This window comes from Erwinia sp. CGal63, from assembly GCF_037026505.1.
In the GTDB taxonomy this organism is placed as follows: domain Bacteria; phylum Pseudomonadota; class Gammaproteobacteria; order Enterobacterales; family Enterobacteriaceae; genus Erwinia.
Genome location: NZ_JAKUMN010000001.1, coordinates 321405 through 336475, shown reverse-complemented (window position 1 = coordinate 336475; position 15071 = coordinate 321405). Strand labels below are relative to the sequence as shown.

Annotated in this window: 15 protein-coding genes and 1 other annotated feature; of the genes, 14 read left to right on the top strand and 1 reads right to left on the bottom strand. The window is 51.2% G+C overall.

Going from position 1 to position 15071, the window contains the following annotated elements; genetic code table 11:
* Window positions 1-77 precede the first annotated feature (77 nt).
* The 5 genes from puuR to MKZ79_RS01345 all read left to right on the top strand — a co-directional run bounded on the left by puuR (window position 78) and on the right by MKZ79_RS01345 (window position 4880).
* A complete protein-coding gene (puuR, locus tag MKZ79_RS01365; RefSeq protein WP_336139481.1) occupies window positions 78-635 on the top strand; it encodes an HTH-type transcriptional regulator PuuR in 558 nt (185 codons plus the stop codon).
* 32 nt (window positions 636-667) lie between these two features.
* A complete protein-coding gene (locus tag MKZ79_RS01360) occupies window positions 668-1945 on the top strand; it encodes an NAD(P)/FAD-dependent oxidoreductase (RefSeq protein WP_336139480.1) in 1278 nt (425 codons plus the stop codon).
* A gap of 144 nt (window positions 1946-2089) precedes the next feature.
* The gene (locus MKZ79_RS01355) at window positions 2090-2452 is read left to right on the top strand and encodes a GtrA family protein (protein ID WP_336139479.1); all 363 of its coding nucleotides are present in this window, start codon (window positions 2090-2092) and stop codon (window positions 2450-2452) included.
* Window positions 2452-3366 (top strand): glycosyltransferase family 2 protein, encoded by a 915-nt coding sequence (locus MKZ79_RS01350; RefSeq protein ID WP_336139477.1) that lies wholly within the window; start codon window positions 2452-2454, stop codon window positions 3364-3366. Before MKZ79_RS01355 ends, MKZ79_RS01350 begins: the two co-directional genes overlap by 1 nt.
* Before the next feature lie 2 nt (window positions 3367-3368).
* Window positions 3369-4880, top strand: a complete 1512-nt coding sequence (locus tag MKZ79_RS01345; protein WP_336139475.1) for a glucosyltransferase domain-containing protein — start codon at window positions 3369-3371, stop codon at window positions 4878-4880.
* 1917 nt (window positions 4881-6797) lie between these two features.
* Here MKZ79_RS01345 and MKZ79_RS01340 read toward each other — a convergent pair.
* Window positions 6798-7625 (bottom strand): SDR family oxidoreductase, encoded by an 828-nt coding sequence (locus MKZ79_RS01340; RefSeq protein ID WP_336139473.1) that lies wholly within the window; start codon window positions 7623-7625, stop codon window positions 6798-6800.
* Between the two features lie 178 nt (window positions 7626-7803).
* Between MKZ79_RS01340 and hisL the strand changes: the two genes are divergently transcribed.
* From hisL to hisIE, 9 genes are all read left to right on the top strand, one after another.
* Window positions 7804-7851: a his operon leader peptide gene (gene hisL, locus MKZ79_RS01335; RefSeq protein WP_100396937.1), complete on the top strand. Its 48-nt coding sequence runs from the start codon at window positions 7804-7806 to the stop codon at window positions 7849-7851.
* Window positions 7827-7948: a sequence feature (His leader region), on the top strand. It overlaps the preceding gene by 25 nt.
* 78 nt (window positions 7949-8026) lie before the next feature.
* A complete protein-coding gene (hisG, locus tag MKZ79_RS01330) occupies window positions 8027-8926 on the top strand; it encodes an ATP phosphoribosyltransferase (protein ID WP_336139471.1) in 900 nt (299 codons plus the stop codon).
* Window positions 8927-8929: 3 nt separating this feature from the next.
* Window positions 8930-10234 (top strand): histidinol dehydrogenase, encoded by a 1305-nt coding sequence (gene hisD, locus MKZ79_RS01325; protein ID WP_336139469.1) that lies wholly within the window; start codon window positions 8930-8932, stop codon window positions 10232-10234.
* Window positions 10231-11316: a histidinol-phosphate transaminase gene (gene hisC / locus MKZ79_RS01320; protein ID WP_336139467.1), complete on the top strand. Its 1086-nt coding sequence runs from the start codon at window positions 10231-10233 to the stop codon at window positions 11314-11316. The genes hisD and hisC overlap by 4 nt, the downstream gene beginning before the upstream one ends.
* The gene (gene hisB, locus MKZ79_RS01315; RefSeq protein ID WP_336139465.1) at window positions 11313-12380 is read left to right on the top strand and encodes a bifunctional histidinol-phosphatase/imidazoleglycerol-phosphate dehydratase HisB; all 1068 of its coding nucleotides are present in this window, start codon (window positions 11313-11315) and stop codon (window positions 12378-12380) included. Before hisC ends, hisB begins: the two co-directional genes overlap by 4 nt.
* A complete protein-coding gene (hisH, locus tag MKZ79_RS01310) occupies window positions 12380-12970 on the top strand; it encodes an imidazole glycerol phosphate synthase subunit HisH (RefSeq protein WP_336139459.1) in 591 nt (196 codons plus the stop codon). The genes hisB and hisH overlap by 1 nt, the downstream gene beginning before the upstream one ends.
* Window positions 12971-13708 carry a 1-(5-phosphoribosyl)-5-[(5-phosphoribosylamino)methylideneamino]imidazole-4-carboxamide isomerase gene (hisA, locus tag MKZ79_RS01305; protein WP_336139457.1) on the top strand — a complete coding sequence of 246 codons (738 nt, stop codon included), beginning with the start codon at window positions 12971-12973 and terminating at the stop codon, window positions 13706-13708.
* Entirely contained in the window at window positions 13690-14466 is a 777-nt protein-coding gene (gene hisF / locus MKZ79_RS01300) for an imidazole glycerol phosphate synthase subunit HisF (RefSeq protein ID WP_336139453.1), read from the top strand. The genes hisA and hisF overlap by 19 nt, the downstream gene beginning before the upstream one ends.
* The gene (gene hisIE / locus MKZ79_RS01295) at window positions 14460-15071 is read left to right on the top strand and encodes a bifunctional phosphoribosyl-AMP cyclohydrolase/phosphoribosyl-ATP diphosphatase HisIE (RefSeq protein ID WP_336139450.1); all 612 of its coding nucleotides are present in this window, start codon (window positions 14460-14462) and stop codon (window positions 15069-15071) included. Before hisF ends, hisIE begins: the two co-directional genes overlap by 7 nt.

Sequence of the window (15071 nt, the reverse complement as noted above, 5' to 3'; positions counted from 1 at the left end):
GCCGCCCTACCGCATTATCTGACAACCGGTCAGAGATTACCGGAAAGCGCGCGCGCATCGCAGATGGAAGCCATGCCATGAGCGATATCTCTTTGGCCCCTGGCCGCCGCCTGGCGGAAATTCGTCAGCAGCTTGGTCTGTCGCAGCGGCGCGTCGCAGAACTTTCCGGCCTGACCCACAGCGCAATCAGCACTATTGAGCAGGATAAGGTTAGCCCGGCGATTGGCACACTGCAGAAGTTGCTGAAAGTCTATAACCTTTCGCTCTCTGAATTTTTCTCCGAGCCGGTACAGAGAGCCAGGCCGAAAGTAGTGATTGAAGCAGACGAGCTGATCGATATCGGCAGTCAGGGCGTTTCGCTGAAGCTAATCCATAACGGCAATCCCGATCGCACGCTGGCAATGATGCTGGAAACCTATGAGCCGGGCGCGACCACCGGGGAAAAAATTCGTCATCAGGGCGAAGAGATCGGCACGCTGCTGGAAGGCGAGATCACGCTGACCATCGACGGTCAGCACTACCAGCTTAAGGCCGGGCAGAGCTACGCAATCGATACCGGCCATCCGCACAGCTTTACCAATACCTCTGCGCAGCCTTGCCGGATTGTCAGCGCGCATACGCCAACCACTTTTTAACAGACGCCGCGTCAGGCTTTTCGGAGGGAGAGATGGAACATGTGCAGAGCTATTACGCCGCCACGGCAAATCCTCACGCTCCATGGCCTCAGCTTATGGATGATATTCAGTGCGACGTTTGTATTATTGGCGGCGGGTTTACCGGTCTTTCATCCGCACTCTACCTGACGGAAGCCGGTTATGACGTCGTGGTGCTGGAAGCGGCCAGAGTCGGCTTCGGCGCCAGCGGCCGCAACGGTGGTCAGATCGTCAACTCTTACAGCCGCGACGTCGATGTTATTGAGCGGCGCTACGGCAAAGAGAGCGCGCAGCTACTCGGCAGTATGATGTTTGAAGGTGCGGCGGTGATCCGCGACCGTATCGACCGCTACGCTATCAGCTGCGACTACCGACCCGGTGGCATTTTCGCCGCGCTAAACAAACGCCAGTTCGCTCATTTGAAGCAGCAGCAGCAGCGCTGGCAGCTGTATGGCAATCACCAGCTGGAGCTGCTGGACGAGCTGGGCATCCGACGTAAGATTGCAAGCGAACGCTACGTCGGCGGCCTGCTGGATCGCAGCGGCGGTCACCTGCATCCTCTTAACCTTGCGCTGGGCGAAGCGGAAGCAATCCGGCGCCACGGCGGCAGAATTTATGAAGAGTCGGAAGTTACCGCCGTCACCTACGGCGCGCCTCATCGCGTTGCCACAGGTCGGGGCAGCGTGCTGGCGAAATACGTTATTTTCGCCGGCAACGCCTATCTGGCTCCGCATCTGGAACCAAGGCTGGCGCGTAAAAGCCTGCCCTGCGGCTCGCAGATTGTCGCCACAGAACCGCTTTCCACCGATAAAGCGCTGGCGCTGCTGCCGGATAACTATTGTGTAGAAGACTGTAACTACCTGCTGGATTACTATCGCCTGACCGCCGATAACCGTCTGCTGTATGGCGGCGGCGTTACCTACGGCGCGCGTGAACCGGATAACATTGAAGAGCTGCTCCGTCCCAGACTGCTGAAAACCTTTCCGCAGCTGGCAGGGATAAAGTTTGATTATGCCTGGAGCGGAAATTTTTTACTGACGCTATCAAGAATGCCGCAGATCGGACGGCTGGAGAACGGCGTGTTTTATCTGCAGGGCGACAGCGGCCACGGCGTGACCTGGACACATCTGGCGGGCAAGCTGGTGTCCGAAGCGCTAAAAGGCGCGCCGAAGCGCTTCGACGCCTTTGCCCGGCTGCCGCATCTGCCCTTTCCTGGCGGCCGTCGCCTGCGCGTGCCCCTGACGGCGATCGGCGCGGCCTGGTACGCGTTAAGAGACAGGCTGGGGGTTTAAAGTTTTTAGCCTTGCTATATATAGTATACGTAAAACCACTCTACTATGATTAATCATGTCGTGATATTTTTTACGTTAGTAGTCCCTTTGCTTAGCTCTTTGTAAATGTTAAGATTGCTATAACTTAAAAAAAAGAATGTGATTATGTGGAAATTATTTGCAAAATATATGTCTGTTGGCATAGTTAACACGCTGCTTCATTGGATTAGCTTCTCATTTTTTGTTTATGCTTTATCCTGCTCACAATCCTTTGCTAATTTATTGGCATTCCTTATTGCCGTAAGCTTCAGTTTCATTGCTAACGCCAAATGGACTTTTAAAAGAGAAGCGACGAAAACCCGCTATTTTTTATTTGTCATTTTTATGGGGATATTGGCATGGCTAACCGGATATATTGCTGATAGATTACATTTCCCGGTAATAGTTACGCTTATTACTTTCTCATTTATAAGCCTTACTACCGGGTTTATCTACTCAAAACTAGTGGTTTTCAGGGAGAAAATTTAATGAAAATATCACTAATCGTACCTGTATATAATGAAGAAGAAGCCATACCTATTTTTTATAACACAGTCAAAAGGGAACTAACACAATATACACTAGAGATTATTTTCATTAATGATGGTAGCACTGATAGCACTAGTGTGATTGCACAAAAATTGGCGGCACAAGACAATGCTGTACGTCTAATCAATTTTACGCGAAACTTTGGTAAAGAATCAGCTCTTTTCGCGGGACTTGAGAATGCAACGGGCGACGCAGTAATTCCTATTGATGTCGATTTGCAAGATCCTATATCCGTAATTCCAAAGCTTATTGAAAAATGGCAAAGCGGCGCAGATGTTGTCCTGGCCAAGAGAATAGATCGTAGTTCTGATGGACATCTAAAAAGAAAGACAGCCGAATGGTTTTACCGCTTACATAATAAGATAAGCTCACCGAAGATAGAGGAAAACGTTGGTGATTTCCGCCTGCTTTCACGTGAAATCGTGGATAACATCAAGCGACTAGAGGAAAGAAACCTTTTTATGAAAGGTATCCTGAGTTGGGTTGGGGGAGAAACAGCTATTGTCGAGTATACCAGAGAAGAACGAGTGGCAGGAGTTTCCAAGTTTAATGGTTGGAAATTATGGAATCTTGCTTTAGAGGGCATCACCTCCTTTTCCACATTCCCTTTACGTGTTTGGACATATTTAGGCCTGTTAGTTGCTGCCTTTTCCTTTTTGTATGGTGCATGGATGATAATTGAAAAGGTTATTTGGGGAAATGCGGTCAGGGGTTATCCTTCTATTATGGTTTCAATTCTTTTCCTGGGTGGAGTTCAGCTAATTGGAATTGGCGTGCTAGGAGAATATATAGGTCGCATTTATACAGAGGTAAAAAGAAGACCTAAATATATTAAATCAAAAGGTAAGAACTAAAAATGTTGCGTATAGAAAAATTTATTTCAAACAACTTCTCTATCAGAAAAGACTTTAAAAAAGTCTTTTACATAACCTTAGGGATATTAATACTATATATCTTTCCCCTTATTATATCTGAGCATTATTATTCTGACGACCTGGTTCATTCAATGGTTGGTGTAACAGGCTGGTTATCTAATGGTCGCCCACTTTCTGTATTAACGTTTAAAATTATAATGGCTGGAGGTTTTTTTAATGATATTTCACCGCTACCACAGCTACTGGCTGCTGTGGTGATGGCGATTACCATTAGCCTCTTATCAGGTAAAATAGATGAAGGTAGAGTTTTTATTCCCCTATTTACTTTTTTACCTCTGGCTATCTCTCCTTATTATCTGGAAAACTGGTCGTATAAATATGATTCATTAACAATGTCTCTTTCTATATTTCTAGCCGTTATCCCCTTTCTTCTTAACGGGGCTAACTCTTTCCTAAAAAAAGCCATCTTTTCTACCTTTTTATTATTTTCCTCTTTATGCTTCTATCAGGCAGCCTTAAATATATTCATTAGCCTTTCTATTTTGTTTTTCCTATTAAATATAAACAATGGAAAAACATTAATAGCCCTGGAGCAAATAAAGCACCAGGCTATTGCTTATTTATCAGCAAACATTATGTATATTTTAATCATAAAAAAATTTGTAATTTATGGTGAATATAATATTACTCATGGCGAAATTGCAACCAACAACCCCAGTTTAATCTTATCAACGATAATAAGGAATCATCATCTACTTGGAGAAATATTCCTTAGCGCCTTCAAAGGCAATTTATGGATATTCTTTTTACCTCTTGCTATTATAGTTCCTGCGGCCATAATTATTCTTTTAAAGAAAACGCTATCTCAGGATATACCGTTCCTTTCAAAAATAATCACTTTGATTATTGTTTCTTTGTGCCCTTTCTTATTATACATAGCTGTATATGGCCCAATGCTCTTGCTACTCAACCCTATAACTTCTGCACGAACTTTGTTAGGAGCTGCAGGATTAATCTGTAGTCTCTTTACATTGTCATTTGTCCTTTTTAAAAAGTATAATAAATTACAGTTTTGGATTTTACTCCCCATTTTCGGTCTATTTACGTTGGCATACTCCTTATACAATGCACAGAAAACCACAGAAAAGCTTGAATTATCTCTGATCACACGTATACAAAGTGATTTTTCCACCCACAATATGAATGATATAAAGAATGTAAGTATACTTGGCAATGCTCCTACCAGTTACCAATCAAGCCTGTCGGAGAAAAATTTTCCAATTATAAAATTCCTTAACGTTAATAATATCGGACAAGATTTACTCTGGGGGAATGTACAACTTAATCAATATTATTTTGATAAAAACTACTTACCTTCGGAGACAGGCCGTTCAAAAATATGCACTATGGAAAAAGTTTCTTCAAATAGCATTTATTCAATTTATAGAAATGATACCCTTGCCGTAATTGACTTCAGCAATACGAAATGCTAATAAATAAAAGCGGGAACCCCCGCTTTTATTTCTATAACCCACTCCTTCTTAAATTTATTATTATAAAATTCATTCTTGTAGGAATATGTAAAGATACCGGAAACGTTGATCTATAATGATGCGATTGCTGTCGACAACCATATATTTTTCGTGTTTCTTTTCTTTGCGAAACCTTAACGACGTCAGGATTAGCTGGCAAGCTACTGCCAGATAAAGTCGTAGAATGCAAAACGTTCCGCCGCACTGAGGATATAAACACTTCCGGTTTTCCCGCTTTTTTACAGCAGAATAATAGCCCTGGCGAGCTCTTCCAGGGAGCCCAAATCACGTCGTGTGAACCATTGTATACGTCGGTTTATCTGCCAGAAGACACCCAGGATGTTACCATGACCTTATCAGCACGGAAAGCTGCGCACCACTTGTCGAAGGCCGGCTGAGTATGCAACCAAGTTTCGGGTTCTTTTGGCAATTTATCATTCATCTTTCTTGTCTCAAACGAACAGCATTAACTCGCTATTTTCGCTTATTCGTCATTGCTGCTGTTATAATTGAAACTAAGTGAACCTTCTTGCTTAAAACTATTCTGTCTTTCCTAATCGACCTTTATTCACTGCATTCGATTTATTTTAAGATAGCAAGCATGGAACATCTGTTTGGCTCATGCTGCAAAAATCACATAAAATGTATTTTTTGCTTAAATTTAGAGGCTTGACTGATAATATTCTATAATCCTGGCAATAATAACTAACGAACAAGAAGATTGGTTGACTTCACGATTTTGTTTAAGGTCATTGATTTGAGTTTTAGATGTATTAAATGAATAATTATATAAATTTAAATATTGAACTTTTTCGCGTTATTTTAATCTTGCTGTTATTATTTATATGTTGATTGCATATTTCTATGATAATAACTTAATGAGAAACTGGTATACTACACAGCTTCTTAACAATGTTAATTGTTTTCCATAACGATTTTGCGCACCCATTTTTGATCATTACTGCTTATATCATCTCTAATAATAATACTAAGAAAAACTGGAAACAGAAAACCACAAGCCCTGGCATTTTTTTATTTTTTTTGATTATACTTTTACTGTGAAGGAAGTAGCTTTTATATTTTTTTAGAAAGATAACTGCAGCAGACTCAGCATTTCACTTGTGGTTTACCCCGGCATTTATCGGCTACCCCACTCTTCCCCCTGCAATAAAAATGTTTCCCCTGACGAAGATAAAAATAAGATCCTTCATATTTTTATGTTATATTTATCCTCTCAATTTTTTACCTATATTTCTTTAAATATTAAGATTAACTGATGAGCATTACGTTTTTATCTGACTTAAACCTCTTCAGCATGAATCTATCTTTCCTTTTGTTATATGTTATTGCTTTCCCCTATCTTTGTTAAAAACCAATATCGCTCCATTTATATTACCCTCATAATTTTAAACCTCTACCTCACCTTAAAATATCGAGCAATTTTAACGCACCCAATGAATCCATGTACGGTTTTACTACGCTTTGGTTTTTATTTCATCCTCTGCTTTGTTTAACACAATAATGAGCCTTTATCTTAGCTTTGTCTCTGGTAACATTCACAGCTTTATTTACAAACTTGGTGGATGCTCTTTTGTTATATACTTTTCACACTGGAAAGTATATTTACTCCTTGATGAAAAAAGGATGCCAGTTTACGACAGGGTTATAACTTCCCCCTTAATAAATACAGTTATCGTTTTATGATTTCCTTGTTGTTAGTCCTTTCATGCAGGAGAATAAAAATCTTTCGCTATATTTTTTTAACTAATGATATCGTCCAAAAGTTTTCATTACAGCGAAGATAAATTAAGTAATAGAGTAAGTTTACGAAGTTACTTACTCCTCTGTTACTACTATGCTTTGGTAATCAGATCCTTGTCAGCTAACAGGCATCTTACCCGGATCCGCATAGCGATAGCGGAAACCGAGCTCCCTGCAGATGCGATCGCCGTCGACAATCTTGCCTTCTCCACCGCCCATATCTGCATGAAACGTTGGCGGCGTCAGGCCCAGCTGGCGGGCTACCGCCGGGTAGAAATCCTGGCGGGCAGGATGCATGGGCGCACTTAAATTATAAACTCTTCCGCCCTCGCCGTTTTCCAGCAGCAGGATGATAGCTTCGATAACATCTTCCAGATGGACCAAATTGACGCCGTGCGAGCCGTCGCTCAGGTCGGTTTTACCCGCCAGGAAACGGCCTGGATGGCGCTGCGGCCCCACCAGCCCGGAGAGCCGCAGGATATCTACCGAGGTTCCCGGCAAATTATGCAGCCAGGTTTCCAGCTCTTTCAGCGTCCTGCCGGCCACCGTTACCGGCTCAAGCGGACTCTCTTCATTAACCGTACCGTTGCCGCTGCCGTATACGGAGGTGGAGCTGGTAAAGACAATGCGCGGCACACTGGCGGCCAGGGCGCTGTCCACAATCTGCTGTACCGCCAGCAGATAATTTTCGCCGCCCTGCGCCGTGCGGCTTGCCGGCAAAGTGATGACCAGCGCATCCACGTTCAGCAGCTCTTCCAGATCGTCAGGATCGCACTCCAGTTCAGGCGTCAACGTCAGCAGAAAACTGTTCAGCCCGCACATGCGCGCCGCTTCAACACCGTCTGCCGTGGTTTTGCTGCCGGTCACCTGCCAGCCTCGCGCCGACATAGCCAACCCCAGCGGCATACCCAGCCAGCCCAGCCCTACGATTGCCACTTTTTTCATCTTTCCGCTTCCTGATGCTTAACAATGTCACTAAAACTACGCCAGCCTTTGGTTAACAACAATCGATTAAGCTTTTTTATCGGTGATTAAAGATAAAAAAGTGTTGCGCCCGACATTTATCCTGAGTTAGGTTATTGGTCACGCAATGAATAATCATTCACCCAATTTTGAGAAAACTATGACACGCGTTCAGTTCAACCACCATCATCACCATCACCCTGACTAGTCTTTCAGGCGATGTGTGCTGGGAGACATTCAGATCTTCCAGTGGTGCAGAACGCAGAAAAAGCCCCCGGAAGATCGCCTTCCGGGGGCTTTTTTTATGGGCGCAAGCCCGGGCCTGAAGGGATGAACGGCAAAGCAGGTTAAATCGAGCAGACAGGAAAAGAGGATAAGCACCGATGTTAGATAACAAACGTTTACGCATAGCTATGCAGAAATCCGGCCGTTTAAGCGATGAATCCCGCGAGCTGCTGGCCCGCTGCGGCATTAAAATCAACCTGCAGCAGCAGCGCCTGATCGCATTCGCAGAGAATATGCCGATCGATATCCTGCGCGTGCGTGACGACGATATTCCGGGTCTGGTAATGGATGGCGTTGTGGATCTGGGCATTATCGGCGAGAACGTGCTGGAAGAGGAGCTGCTGACCCGTCGCGCTCAGGGAGAAGATCCGCGTTATCTGACGCTGCGCCGTCTCGATTTCGGCGGCTGCCGCCTGTCGCTGGCGATGTCGGTCGACGATGAGTATACCGGCCCGCAATGTTTGCAAAACGCCCGCATCGCTACCTCTTATCCTCACCTGCTGAAAAAGTATCTCGACAAGCAGGGCGTCTCTTTTAAGTCCTGCCTGCTGAACGGCTCCGTTGAGGTCGCGCCTCGCGCCGGGCTGGCCGACGCCATCTGCGATCTGGTGTCCACCGGCGCCACGCTGGAAGCCAACGGCCTGCGCGAAGTAGAGGTCATTTACCGCTCCAAAGCCTGTCTGATCCAGCGCGACGGCGAAATGCCGGCCGCCAAGCAGGAGCTGATCGACAAGCTAATGACCCGTATTCAGGGCGTTATCCAGGCACGCGAGTCCAAATACATCATGCTGCACGCCCCGAGCGAAAAGCTGGAAGATATCATCGACCTGCTGCCGGGCGCGGAGCGTCCTACCGTGCTGCCGCTGGCGGGCGATAAAAGCCGCGTCGCTATGCACATGGTGAGTAGCGAAACGCTGTTCTGGGAAACGATGGAGAAACTGAAAGCGCTGGGCGCCAGCTCCATCCTCGTGCTGCCTATTGAGAAGATGATGGAGTAAGCGATGAACTCTTTATCCCCGATTAACTGGCAGGATTGCAGCGCGGATGAGCAGCAGGCTCTGCTGACCCGCCCGGCGATTTCCGCCTCAGAAAATATCAGCGCCAGCGTCCGTGAGATCCTGCAGAAGGTCAAAGTGGAAGGCGATGAAGCGCTGCGCTACTACAGCGCCGCTTTTGATAAAACCGACGTTGCCGTCCTGCGTGTTGGCGATGAAGAGATCCAGGCGGCGGCAGCGCGGCTGGGCGATGAAATCAAACAGGCGATGGCCGTGGCCGTAGCGAATATCGAAACCTTCCATCGGGCGCAGCAGCTACCGCCTGTGGATATCGAAACGCAGCCGGGCGTCCGCTGCCAGCAGTTGACCCGGCCGGTGGCTTCCGTTGGCCTCTATATTCCTGGCGGCTCCGCCCCGCTCTTCTCCACCGTGCTGATGCTGGCGACGCCGGCCCGCATCGCCGGCTGTGGCCGTGTGGTGCTCTGCTCGCCGCCGCCGATCGCCGATGAGATCCTCTACGCGGCGCAGCTGTGCGGCGTGCGGGAAGTGTTTCAGGTAGGCGGCGCGCAGGCGATTGCCGCGATGGCGCTGGGCACCGAATCCGTGCCTAAGGTCGATAAGATTTTTGGGCCAGGCAACGCTTACGTCACCGAAGCCAAGCGTCAGGTGAGTCAACGTCTGGACGGCGCGGCGATCGATATGCCCGCCGGGCCTTCGGAAGTGCTGGTGATTGCCGATGCCGAAGCCACGCCGGATTTCGTCGCCTCCGATCTGCTTTCCCAGGCCGAACACGGCCCCGATTCACAGGTAATCCTGCTGACGCCTTCGCGCCAGATGGCCGAAGCCGTGGCCGTTGCCGTGGAGCGTCAGCTGGCCGTGCTGCCGCGTGCCGAAACGGCGCGTAAAGCGCTTGCCGCCAGCCGCCTGATTGTGACGCGCGATCTGGCGCAGTGCGTGGAAATCAGTAATCGCTATGGGCCTGAACATCTGATTATTCAGACTCGCCAGGCGCGCGATTTGGTCGACGGTATCACCAGCGCGGGCTCCGTTTTTCTGGGCGACTGGTCGCCGGAATCGGCGGGCGATTACGCTTCCGGCACCAATCACGTGCTGCCGACCTACGGCTTTACGGCTACCTGTTCCAGCCTGGGCCTGGCGGATTTCCAGAAGCGCATGACGGTGCAGGAGCTCACAAAGCAGGGTTTCTTAAATCTGGCGTCGACCATTGAGACGCTGGCGGCGGCCGAACAGCTGACCGCGCACAAAAACGCCGTGACTCTGCGCGTTGCCGCGCTCAAGGAGAAGCAATGAGCATTGAAAATCTTGCTCGCGCCAACGTGCGCAAACTGACGCCCTATCAGTCCGCCCGCCGTCTTGGCGGCAACGGCGACGTCTGGCTTAATGCCAACGAGTACCCGCTGGCGGTGCCGTTTGAGCTCAGCCAGCAGACGCTGAACCGCTATCCAGAGTGTCAGCCTAAACTAGTGATTGAGCGCTACGCGGCCTACGCGGGCCTGTCGCCGGAGCAGGTACTGGTCAGCCGCGGCGCCGATGAAGGCATTGAGCTGCTGATGCGCGCCTTCTGCGAACCGGGCCAGGACGCAGTGCTGTTCTGCCCGCCGACCTACGGCATGTACAGCGTCAGCGCCGAAACGCTGGGCATTGAGTACCGCACCGTAGCCGCACAGGATGGCTGGCAGCTCAATCTGCCCGCCATCGCAGAGAAGCTCGACGGCGTGAAGCTGGTCTACGTCTGCAGCCCGAACAATCCCACCGGCAATCTGGTGAAGCCGGAAGATATTCGCCAGCTGCTGGAGATGACCCGCGGCAAGGCGCTGGTGGTGGCCGACGAAGCCTATATTGAGTTCTGCCCGCAGGCCACGCTAAGCGGCTGGCTGACCGAGTATCCGCATCTGGTGATCCTGCGCACGCTCTCCAAAGCCTTTGCGCTGGCCGGATTGCGCTGCGGCTTTACGCTGGCTAACGCCGACGTTATCGCGCTGCTATTGAAAGTTATCGCGCCCTACCCGCTTTCCACGCCGGTGGCCGATATCGCCGCCCAGGCGCTGAGCGAGCAAGGCGTCGCGCTGATGAAAGAGCATGTCGGCGAGCTGCTGGCGACGCGTGAGAAACTGATTAGCGAACTACGCGACTGCGCCTGTGTGGAAAAAGTGTTTCCCAGCGATACCAACTACGTGTTGGCCCGCTTTACCGATTCGCCGGTGGTCTTTAAAACGCTCTGGGATCAGGGCATTATTCTGCGTGACCAGAACAAACAGCCGGGTCTGGCGGGCTGCCTGCGCATCTCCGTCGGCACCCGGCAAGAGTGTGACCGCGTTATCGCCGCGCTGCAGCAGTTCTCCGGCGCATCCGCATCCATGGAGCAAGCATGAGCCAGAAAGTTCTTTTTATCGATCGTGACGGAACCCTTATTTCCGAGCCCCCGGAAGATTATCAGGTCGACCGCATGGAGAAGCTGGCCTTCGAGCCGGACGTTATTCCTGCCCTGCTGGCGCTGCAAAACGCCGGCTTTAAGCTGGTGATGATCACGAATCAGGACGGCCTGGGCACCGACAGTTTTCCGCAGGCTGATTTCGACGGCCCGCACCAGCTGATGATGCAGGTTTTAAGCTCGCAGGGCATCCGCTTTGATGAAGTGCTGATCTGTCCGCATCTGCCGGAAGAGAACTGCGACTGCCGCAAGCCGAAAACCAAACTGGTGACCGCATGGCTGGCAGAAGGCGTGCTGGATATTGCCAACAGCTATGTGATCGGCGACCGCACCACCGATCTGCAGCTGGCCGCCAATATGGGCATTCAGGGACTGCACTACTCAAAGGACGGCCTCAACTGGCAGGGGATCGCGCAGCAGCTGACTAAGCGCGACCGCCATGCGCTGGTGGAACGCAATACCAAAGAGACGCAGATCAAGGTGGAGGTCTGGCTGGATCGCGAAGGCAACAGCCAGTTCAATACCGGCGTCGGCTTCTTTGACCATATGCTGGATCAGATTGCCACGCACGGCGGCTTCCGCATGAATATCGAAGTGAAAGGCGATCTCTATATCGACGATCACCATACGGTGGAAGATACCGGCCTGGCGCTGGGCGAGGCGCTGCTGAAGGCGCTGGGCGACAAGCGCGGCATCGGTCGCTTCGGCTTCGTACTGCCGATGGACGAATGCCTGGCGCGCTGCGCGCTGGATATCTCTGGTCGTCCGCACCTGGAGTATAAAGCCGAGTTCAACTACCAGCGTGTGGGCGATCTGAGCACCGAGATGGTGGAACACTTCTTCCGCTCGCTCTCCTACACCATGGCGAGCACGCTGCACCTGAAAACCAAAGGCAAAAACGATCATCATCGCGTCGAAAGCCTGTTTAAAGCCTTTGGCCGCACGCTGCGCCAGGCGATCCGCGTGGAAGGCAATACCCTGCCCAGCTCGAAAGGAGTGCTGTAATGAACGTGGTGATTCTGGATACCGGCTGCGCCAACCTTTCGTCGGTTAAATGGGCGATTCAGCGTCTGGGCTACGAGCCGCAGGTCAGCCGCGAAGCCGACATAGTTTTACAGGCGGACAAGCTGCTGCTGCCCGGCGTCGGCACCGCGCAGGCGGCAATGGATCAGCTGCGCGAGCGTGAGCTGATTGAACTGATCAAAGCCTGTACCCAGCCGGTGCTGGGCATTTGCCTGGGTATGCAGCTGCTCGGTTCGCACAGCGAGGAGAGCAACGGCGTCGCCACGCTGGGTATTATCGATCAGCCGGTGCAGCAGATGAGCGATCACGGCCTGCCGCTGCCGCATATGGGCTGGAACCAGATTACCGCGCAGGCGGGCAACCATCTGTTTCGCGGCATCCCGGACGGCGCTTACTTCTATTTCGTCCACAGCTACGCTATGCCGGTGAACGCTTTCACCATCGCGCAGTGCAACTATGGCGAGCCTTTTACCGCTGCGGTGCAGAAAGATAACTTTTTCGGCGTGCAGTTTCACCCGGAGCGTTCCGGCGCGGCTGGCGCGCAGCTGCTGAAAAACTTCCTGGAGATGTAAGTGATTATTCCCGCATTGGATTTAATTGAAGGCAAAGTGGTGCGGCTGCATCAGGGCGACTACGGGCAGCAGCGCGACTACGGCAGCGATCCGCTGCCGCGCCTGCAGGACTATCAGGCTCAGGGCGCGCAGGTACTGCATCTGGTGGATTTGACCGGCGCGAAAGATCCGGCGGCGCGGCAGATCCCGCTGCTGAAAAAGCTGCTGGCTGGCGTCAGCGTACCGGTGCAGGTCGGCGGCGGCATTCGTAGCAAAGACGACGTTGAAGCCTTACTGGCAGCGGGCGCGACGCGCGTGGTGGTCGGCTCAACCGCGGTAAAGCAGCCGGAAGAAGTGCAGAAATGGTTTAAAGAGTACGGCGCGGAAGCGATTGTGCTGGCGCTGGACGTGCGTATCGACGCAGGCAACCGTAAAGAGGTAGCGATCAGCGGCTGGCAGGAAGCGGCTGGCGTCACGCTGGAAGAGGTGATCGAGCAGTTTCAGCCTTACGGTTTGCGGCACGTGCTCTGTACGGATATTTCCCGCGACGGGACGCTGCAGGGTTCGAATGTCGATCTTTACCGCGAAGTCTCGGCGCTTTACCCGCCGATCGCTTTTCAGTCCTCCGGCGGCATCGGGTCGCTGGATGATATCCGCGCGCTGCGCGGCTGCGGCGCTCAGGGCGTGATTGTCGGTCGCGCTTTACTGGAAGGCAAATTCAATGTTTCGGAGGCGATTGCATGCTGGCAAAACGGATAATTCCTTGTCTGGACGTGCGCGACGGCCAGGTGGTCAAGGGCGTGCAGTTCCGTAATCACGAGATCATCGGCGATATCGTACCGCTGGCGCAGCGCTATGCGCAGGAAGGCGCGGACGAGCTGGTGTTTTACGATATTACCGCTTCCTCTGCCGGTCGCGTGGTGGATAAGAGCTGGGTAGCGCGCGTGGCGGAAGTGATCGATATTCCTTTCTGCGTGGCGGGCGGCATCAAGTCGGCAGAAGATGCGGCGCAGATCCTCTCTTTCGGCGCGGATAAAATTTCCATCAACTCGCCCGCGCTCGCCGATCCTGAGCTGATTACGCGTCTGGCGGATCGCTTTGGCGTGCAGTGCATCGTGGTCGGTATCGATACCTGGTATGACAGCGAAAGCGGCAAATACCATGTTAATCAGTATACCGGTGACGAAGCGCGCACTCAGGTCACCAGCTGGGAAACGCTGGAGTGGGTGCAGGAAGTGCAAAAGCGCGGCGCGGGCGAAATCGTGCTGAATATGATGAATCAGGACGGCGTGCGCAACGGCTACGACCTCTCGCAGCTGCAGAAAGTGCGCGAGGTTTGCAAAGTGCCGCTGATCGCTTCCGGCGGCGCAGGCACGATGACGCATTTCCTTGAGGCCTTCCGTGATGCCGATGTCGACGGCGCGCTGGCCGCAAGCGTGTTCCATAAGCAGATTATCAATATTGGCGAGCTGAAAGCGTTTCTGCTCGACCAGGGTGTGGAGATTCGCACGTGTTAACAGAACAACAACTTGCCCGGCTCGACTGGGAAAAAACCGACGGCATGATGCCGACCATCGTCCAGCACGCCGTTTCCGGCGAAGTGTTAATGCATGGCTATATGAATCAGCAAGCACTGGCGAAAACGCTGGAGATTGGCAAAGTGACCTTCTGGTCGCGCACCAAACAGCGGCTGTGGACCAAAGGCGAAACGTCCGAACACTATCTGAACGTGGTCAGCATCACGCCGGATTGCGACAACGATACGCTGCTGGTGCTGGTCAATCCGGTTGGCCCAACCTGCCATCGCGGCACCTCAAGCTGCTTCTCGCCCGCAGCTGCCGACTGGACTTTCCTTTATCAGCTGGAGCAGCTGTTGGCGGAACGCAAGCACGCCGATCCGAAAAGCTCCTATACCGCCAGCCTGTACGCCAGCGGCACCAAGCGTATTGCGCAAAAGGTGGGTGAAGAAGGCGTGGAAACCGCGCTGGCGGCCACCGTTAACGATCGCGAAGAGTTGACCAATGAAGCCTCAGATCTGATCTATCATCTGCTGGTGCTGCTGCAGGATCAGGATCTTGACCTGAGCACGGTGATCGAGAACTTGCGTCAGCGCCACAATTAA